This window comes from Planktotalea frisia, from assembly GCF_001890925.1.
Taxonomy (GTDB): Bacteria; Pseudomonadota; Alphaproteobacteria; order Rhodobacterales; family Rhodobacteraceae; genus Planktotalea; species Planktotalea frisia.
Genome location: NZ_MLCB01000040.1, coordinates 1 through 7,152, shown reverse-complemented (window position 1 = coordinate 7,152; position 7,152 = coordinate 1). Strand labels below are relative to the sequence as shown.

10 protein-coding genes and 1 tRNA gene are annotated in these 7,152 nt (G+C 53.7%); 7 read left to right on the top strand and 4 right to left on the bottom strand.

Going from position 1 to position 7,152, the window contains the following annotated elements:
* Positions 1 to 120 precede the first annotated feature (120 nt).
* A tRNA-Thr gene (locus PFRI_RS02515) sits at positions 121 to 195 on the bottom strand.
* Between the two features lie 86 nt (positions 196 to 281).
* Here PFRI_RS02515 and PFRI_RS21250 point away from each other — a divergent pair.
* From PFRI_RS21250 to PFRI_RS02490, 6 genes are all read left to right on the top strand, one after another.
* Positions 282 to 455 carry a hypothetical protein gene (locus PFRI_RS21250; protein ID WP_170124897.1) on the top strand — a complete coding sequence of 58 codons (174 nt, stop codon included), beginning with the start codon at positions 282 to 284 and terminating at the stop codon, positions 453 to 455.
* A gap of 27 nt (positions 456 to 482) precedes the next feature.
* Positions 483 to 1,751, top strand: a complete 1,269-nt coding sequence (gene murA, locus PFRI_RS02510; protein ID WP_072629183.1) for a UDP-N-acetylglucosamine 1-carboxyvinyltransferase — start codon at positions 483 to 485, stop codon at positions 1,749 to 1,751.
* Positions 1,748 to 2,209, top strand: a complete 462-nt coding sequence (locus PFRI_RS02505; RefSeq protein WP_072629182.1) for a DUF2948 family protein — start codon at positions 1,748 to 1,750, stop codon at positions 2,207 to 2,209. Before murA ends, PFRI_RS02505 begins: the two co-directional genes overlap by 4 nt.
* Positions 2,210 to 2,310: 101 nt before the next feature.
* A complete protein-coding gene (gene hisD, locus PFRI_RS02500; protein WP_072629181.1) occupies positions 2,311 to 3,612 on the top strand; it encodes a histidinol dehydrogenase in 1,302 nt (433 codons plus the stop codon).
* A gap of 3 nt (positions 3,613 to 3,615) precedes the next feature.
* Positions 3,616 to 4,095: a UPF0262 family protein gene (locus PFRI_RS02495; RefSeq protein ID WP_072629180.1), complete on the top strand. Its 480-nt coding sequence runs from the start codon at positions 3,616 to 3,618 to the stop codon at positions 4,093 to 4,095.
* A 1-nt stretch (position 4,096) separates the two neighbouring features.
* Positions 4,097 to 4,552, top strand: a complete 456-nt coding sequence (locus PFRI_RS02490; protein ID WP_072629179.1) for an arsenate-mycothiol transferase ArsC — start codon at positions 4,097 to 4,099, stop codon at positions 4,550 to 4,552.
* On the opposite strand, the gene PFRI_RS02485 is transcribed toward PFRI_RS02490, so the two are convergent.
* Positions 4,549 to 5,100 carry a TetR/AcrR family transcriptional regulator gene (locus PFRI_RS02485; RefSeq protein WP_072629178.1) on the bottom strand — a complete coding sequence of 184 codons (552 nt, stop codon included), beginning with the start codon at positions 5,098 to 5,100 and terminating at the stop codon, positions 4,549 to 4,551. The genes PFRI_RS02490 and PFRI_RS02485 overlap by 4 nt on opposite strands.
* 72 nt (positions 5,101 to 5,172) lie before the next feature.
* On the opposite strand from PFRI_RS02485, the gene PFRI_RS02480 reads away from it, so the two are divergent.
* Positions 5,173 to 5,553: a hypothetical protein gene (locus tag PFRI_RS02480; RefSeq protein WP_072629177.1), complete on the top strand. Its 381-nt coding sequence runs from the start codon at positions 5,173 to 5,175 to the stop codon at positions 5,551 to 5,553.
* On the opposite strand, the gene PFRI_RS02475 is transcribed toward PFRI_RS02480, so the two are convergent.
* Positions 5,534 to 6,730, bottom strand: a complete 1,197-nt coding sequence (locus PFRI_RS02475) for an RNA polymerase sigma factor (RefSeq protein ID WP_072629176.1) — start codon at positions 6,728 to 6,730, stop codon at positions 5,534 to 5,536. The two genes, PFRI_RS02480 and PFRI_RS02475, sit on opposite strands and share 20 nt — an antisense overlap.
* On the bottom strand, positions 6,727 to 7,152 hold a 426-nt coding region (locus PFRI_RS02470), incomplete at its 5' end, for a YciI family protein (RefSeq protein WP_217653403.1). The genes PFRI_RS02470 and PFRI_RS02475, both read right to left, overlap by 4 nt.

Below are 7,152 nucleotides of genomic sequence, written 5' to 3'. Positions count from 1 at the left end.
TCGATGGTTGAGCAAACTCTACATTAAACTGAGGGAAGTTTCGGGGGGCAGGTCAGGTGGGGCCAAGTATGGGGCTGCGTAACCGCATGTAGAAATACTTATTGGTATTTTAAGTGTAGATGGTGCTGCTAGAGAGAATCGAACTCTCGACCTCTCCCTTACCAAGGGAGTGCTCTACCTCTGAGCTATAGCAGCGCCATGTGGGCGGGTGATTAGTCTCAATCTGTTACTCGCGCAAGGGTAATCTGGACCCGCTTGGCAGGCTAGGCTACAGAAGTCTTATGAACACAAGAAACGACCCTAAAAAGCCCCCGTCAGAAGCGGCTGCGCGAGAAGCGCGGTTGAAAGCGGCATTGAAAGCAAATTTGGGTCGGCGTAAAGCGCAGGCGAAAACGCGCACGCACGCAGAGCAAGAGCAAGGATCCTCAGAGGCGTCGCAAAAAGACGCCGAGTAGGGCATAGATAAAGAGTAGGTCAGGCACATGGATTCAATTCTCGTAAGAGGTAACGGCGCACTTAACGGGCAAATCCCGATTGCAGGTGCGAAGAACACAGTTCTCAAACTTATGTGCGCAGCACTTTTGACCGACGAGCCGCTGACATTAACCAATGTGCCACGCCTTGCTGACATTAAAACGTTGAGTGACGTGCTTGAATCGCTCGGGTGCGAGATCGCGCAATTGGCCAATGGCCGTGTCCTAGCGCTGAACGCAACGACGTTAACGTCTAATAAAGCTGACTATGATTTAGTGCGCAAACTGCGTGCGTCTTTCAATGTTCTCGGGCCTATGCTTGCGCGTTCTGGTGAGGCGATCGTCTCTATGCCAGGCGGTTGCGCGATTGGCGCGCGGGCGGTAGATATGCACCTTGATGCGCTCGAACGCCTTGGCGCGTCGATTGAGTTGAAGGGCGGTTATGTGCACGCAACGGCCCCTAATGGCCTGAAAGGCGCAGAAATTCCGCTGCGCTTTGCTTCTGTTGGCGCAACTGAAAACGCGATGACGGCGGCGACGCTCGCCAAAGGCACGACTGTGATCAAGAACGCTGCGCGCGAGCCGGATACAAAAGCGCTGGCCGATTGCCTCATCGCGATGGGTGCGCAGATCAAGGGCGCAGGCACCGATACGATAACCATCCAAGGTGTTGATGCACTACATGGCGCAACCCAAGCGGTAATCCCTGATCGCATCGAGATGGGTACATTCATGATTGCGCCGATGATTGCAGGTGGCTCTGTTGAGTTGATCGGTGGTCGCATGGACTTGATCCCGTCCTTCGCGGAAAAGATGCAAGAAGCCGGTGCCGTTATCGAAGAAACGAAGCTGGGCTTGAAAGTCACCAATCCAGGCAACGGCATCAAACCGGTGAATGTCACAACAGAACCATTCCCCGGTTTTCCGACTGACCTTCAAGCTCAATTCATGGCGATGATGTGCTTTGCCGATGGGGTGAGCGTCTTGGAAGAAACGATATTCGAGAACCGCTTTATGCACGCGCCGGAACTTTTGCGCATGGGTGCACATGTGGAAGTCCACGGTGGTACGGCGACTGTGACAGGCGTCGAGAAAATGACGGGTGCACAGGTCATGGCGACTGATCTGCGTGCCTCTGTGTCACTGATCCTTGCTGGTCTGCGCGCTGAGGGTGAAACGCAAGTGAACCGCGTTTACCACCTTGATCGTGGCTACGAGCGGATCGAGCAAAAGCTAAGCGCAGTTGGCGCAAACATAGAACGGGTCCAAGGCTCATGAGTGAAGATGCACGCTTTGAAGATGGTCGTGAAGCGCCGCTCAACATCGGCGCGCTTGATGTTGAGGACCTGAAAGTCCTCTCCGCGCTTGTGCAGGATGGCGTTTTTCCGTCTTTAGAAATGAAATTCGCCGCTAAAGAGCGCCGCTTTGCTATACTGCTTAATCGTTTCCGTTGGGAAGATGGCGACAAGCGGGTGCCTGAGCGCGTGCAATCCTTGCTGCATGTTTCAGAAGTGAAAAAAGTGTCCAGCCAAGGCATTGATCGCACTGACAAAGATATGATCCTTTCTGTGCTCAGTGTTGAATTCGAAGAGACTGATGCACCCTCTGGCTTTGTAACCCTGACACTTGCTGGCGATGGCGCAATTCGCCTTGATGTGGAGGCGCTTGATGTTTCGCTCAAGGATGTGACGCGCCCTTATATTGCGCCTTCAAAGAAAATGCCGAGCCATGATTGATGTCTTGACTGAGTTTCCCGCGATGTGCCGCGTCGCGCTTAAGCACCCTTGAGACCCCATGCGTCTAGCGCTAAGTCATGCAACAGACAAAGGGGACGCAGATGCCGCAATTTCTAAGCACCACAGACGCAGATTTTGAAGTCCGCTTTACGCAAGTTTTGAATGCCAAGCGTGAAGACAGTCCGGATGTGGATGCTGTGGTTGCGGATATTATCGCAGATGTGCGTGCGCGTGGTGATGCCGCGGTGATTGAGCTGACGCGCAAGTTTGATCGTTTGGACCTGACGCCTGAAACGCTGGCGTTTTCGCCCGAAGAAATCGACGTGGCGTGCGCGTCTGTGTCCGAGCCTGAGCGCGCGGCGCTCGAACTCGCCGCGGCGCGCATTCGGGCCTATCACGCAAAGCAAATGCCCGAAGATGCGCGTTGGACGGATGATGTTGGCGCGACTTTGGGTTGGCGTTGGAGCGCGGTCTCGGCCGCTGGTCTCTATGTGCCAGGTGGTCTCGCCTCGTACCCGTCGTCTGTTTTGATGAACGCGATTCCTGCGAAAGTCGCTGGCGTAGAACGTCTCGCGATCGTTGTGCCAACGCCCGATGGCATCGCAAATCCGGCTGTTCTGCTTGCTGCGCGCATTGCGGGTGTGGATGAAATCTACCGTGTTGGTGGCGCACAAGCGATTGCGGCGCTGGCCTATGGTACTGAAACAATTCCCCCTGTCGACAAGATCACGGGTCCGGGCAACGCCTTTGTCGCTGCTGCCAAGCGTCGCGTGTTTGGCAAAGTGGGCATCGATATGATCGCAGGTCCGTCTGAGATCCTCGTTATTGCGGATAAAGACAATAACCCTGACTGGATCGCGCTCGATCTGCTCAGCCAAGCGGAACATGATGAAAGCGCACAGTCCCTTTTGATCACGGATAATGCTGATTTCGGTCAAGCGGTCGTCGCAGCCGTTGAAAAGCGTCTCGAAACGCTTGAACGCCGCGTTATTGCGGGCGCCAGTTGGCGTGACTACGGCGCTGTGATTATTGTCAAAAACCTTGATGAAGCAGCGGATCTATCCAACCGTATTGCGCCTGAACACCTTGAGCTTTGTGTCGCAGATCCAGACAGGCTGGCCGATAAGTGTATTCATGCTGGCGCCATCTTCCTTGGTCAATGGACGCCCGAAGCGATTGGTGACTACATTGGTGGGCCAAACCATGTTCTGCCAACAGCGCGTTCTGCACGTTTTTCATCTGGCCTATCTGTGATGGACTTTATCAAACGCACGACGCTGGCCCACATGACGCCCGAGGCCTTGCGCGCAATCGGCCCATCTGCTGAAATCCTTGCAACATCCGAAAGTCTTGAGGCGCATGGCCTGTCCGTCACCGCCCGTTTGAGAAAGCTGAACGAGTAATTCATGTCCCGTATCGCCCATATTAAAATTGACGATCGCAATTTGCCAGCGCCCACGCCCGAGATAGAGCAGGAGCGCAAAGTCGCGGTCTTTGATCTGCTTGAGGACAACTCATTTATACTTCCCACACGCGAAGATCGTGAAACACCAAGCGGGCCTTACGATCTGACGCTCGCGATCCGCGAGAAACGATTGGTCTTTGATATAAAGACGGAAGCGAAAGAAGTAGCTGCAGAGTTTCATCTCTCTCTTGGGCCATTCCGCCAGGTGGTGAAGGACTATTTCCAGATTTGCGAGAGCTATTTTTCCGCGGTGAAAAACCTGCCGCCCAGCCAGATCGAAACCATCGATATGGCGCGGCGCGGCATTCACATGGAAGGCAGTCGCATTCTGCAAGAACGCCTAGAGGGCAAAGCAGAGATCGACATCGACACGGCCCGCCGTCTTTTCACACTTATCTGCGTTTTGCATTTCGGGGGTTAAGGTGGTCAAAGAGCTCCCTCAATCTGTTCTCTTTTGTTGTGATCATAACGCTGTGCGTTCACCCATGGCCGAAGGGATTATGAAGCAATTCTATGGGCTTGAAACTTACGTGCAGTCTGTCGGCGTACACAATGATCTTGAGATTGATGGCTTTTCCATCTCCGTTTGTGCAGAAATGGATGTGGAGTTGCATCGCCATCGTTCGCGTTCCTTCGATGAGATGGAGCAATATGGCGATGATCTGAGTTCTTTTGACTTGGTTGTAGCGCTTTCACCGGCCAGTCAGGCGCGTGCGTTGGAACTCACTCGGGTTTTTCATCTAGAAGTGGAGCATTGGGCAATTGCTGATCCGACTGCCGTGGGTGAAACGCGCGAGGCAAAACTTGCCGCTTACAGGAAATCGCGCGACCAGATCATTGCACATCTCAAAGCCAATTGGGGCGAGCCCCAAGCCTAGTCTGTTTCTGCCAAAGCAATCATCAAGTCTGCCAACGTCGCCAAAGGCGTAGCACTTGCGGTCTCGTCGCCATGTGCGATCTCTTGAAGGCCGATGAGACCCGCGTAAAACAACCGTGGCAGGTCCGGGTTGCCCATGCCCATCTCTTTGAAAACACCTGATAAATGCGCAAGACGTGATGTGTCCACGCGTTTAACAGCCTCGGCGACACGGGGGTCAGCCTTGGCCCAAGCTCTGATTGCGGGCTCTGCGCCAACACCGCCAAATTCGTCCTGAGGGGCCGTTGCAAGGTCACTTAATGTGCGCAATTTTATTTCAGGTGAGGGCAGCGCATCAAGCAATGTGATGATCTGCTGCGTTGCGATTTCTTCCCAAAAAGTAAGCATTGCAGCTTGGAACGCGGGCACATCCTTGAAGTGCCAATAAAACGAACCTTTTGTCGTTTTCAAACTGCGCGCCAAAGGCTCAGCCTTTAGCGCTTGGGGGCCCTTGTTGGTGAGCGCGCGAAAGCCCGCGGCGATCCAATCGGTTTGTGAAAGTTTGCTCATCGGGCAAACATACGCTGTCGTATTGACACGTTCAAGGCTGCTTACTATACGATAGCGTATGGAGGTGGATTTATGAGCTATTTTATGTGGAGCGCGGCAGCGGTGATGGGCCTGACTACGGGTGTCCATCTACTCGCTGGAACCTCGGATATTATGACGCCCATTCTAAATGCAGAAGTCATTGACCCTGTCATTCGTGGTGTCGCTTTGGTGGTTTGGCATATGGTGAGCCTGATGCTCGCGCTGAGTACAATTGCGATAATCTATCTTGCGCGGGTCCAAAATCACGCGCTCTTGATCTTGGTCGCGTCATTGCAACTAGGTTTCGCGTTAATCTTTCTTTGGTACAATCTGAAATTGTTCAGCGCTCTTTTTGCGATGCCGCAATGGACTGCATTTCTACTTGCCGCGCTGCTTATGAGCGCAAGTCACTTCAAAGTTGTGCGACAATAGCGCTTTGTTTTTCTTGTAAAAAGACTCTCAATGCGGGCTGGAACGTTAACGCAAGGGCGGTTTCATAGCTCTTTGCTGCGTCGTCTAATTTTCCTTGTTCTGCAAGGAAATGCGCACGGGTGGCATGGTAACTTTGCAAACCCGCAACCTGAGTTTTTGGCAATGCATCAAGCACGGCTATTCCCGCGTCTGGGCCGTGTAAATGACTAAGCGCAACTGCATATCCGATCTGCGCGCCGAGCGTCGGATACAGCTGACACAGCCCTGCATATAGCTGCGTTGCGCCACGCCAATCCATTAACTCATTATCGATGCGTCGTGCATGTATCGCTTGAATCGCGGCTTCAAGCTGAAACCGTCCTATCTGCCCAAGCGCACTTGCGCGGCGCAACATCGCCTGCGCCCCGCGGATCAAAGGTTCATTCCAAAGCGCCGGATTTTGAGCGTCCAAGGGAACGAATTCCCCATCAACGATGCGCGCGTCTCGCCGCGCCGCCGCAAAGCCAAGAAGTGCTGCCAAACCAAGCGCTTCTGCATTGTTAGGTAATTGAGCGCTTAGCACGTCACCAAGAAAGAGCGCTTCCTTGCCTAGGTCATCGCCCGTCTCTAACCAATCGACCGAGTATGCGCCGTAAATCGCCTCCATCACAGCCTCTAGCCGAGGAGAGAGCTTGTCATTCGCAGGGATCGCGAAGGGCACAGCATTAGCTTTGATCTTGGTTTTTGCGCGCACCAAACGTTGCGCCATTGTTGCTTTGGGCACCAGAAAGGCTTGGCCAATTTGCTCTGCATCCAAACCCATCACACATTGCAACATCAAGGGTGTGTGCATCTTGGGATCAATCGCGGGATGCGCGCATACGAGCATGAGATGCAGGCGCTTATCAGGCACAATCGTCTCTGGCTCTGCGATCAATTCGGGCATGTCGTCCTCTGGTGCAAGTTTCGCATTGCGGCGTTGCCCATCTATCAAACGATTGCGCGCGACACGTACGAGCCAAGCATCGGGGTTATCAGGGACACCATCGCGCGGCCAAAGCGTAAGCGCTTTTGAAAACGCTTCGCTCAGTGCATCCTCTGCGCTGGCAATATCAGAACTGCGCGAGGCAAGAATGGCCAGTAACCGTCCATAGCTGGCGCGCGCGACATTTTCAGCCGCGCGCACCGCATTATTCATACACTGTCCATCGCAGAGGCGCGGATCTCGACTTTGCCAAATTGTGCTGCCGGACATTTGCCAGCCCATTCGATCGCAGCATCAAGGTCAGGCACGTCAATCACAAAGAACCCGCCTAGCGTCTCTTTGGTTTCGGCAAATGGTCCGTCTTGGACTTTGACAGACCCGCTTGCAGCACTTAACGTTGTCGCCGTTTCGACGCCTTGGAGCCAATCTGTATCTACGAAAACGCCTGCTTGTTGCAGTGCGCCGATGTAGGCACCGTAGACTTCTTTCTGGGCGACCCAATCCTCGGGTGTCATGTCCGCAAAATCGGCAGGGTTGGAGTAAAGCAAAAATGTATATACACAGAGTCCTCGAGCACCCGACTTTTGACGGGTTGACGTCTGACCGTAGAACGATTCAGCTAACCGCATGATCCG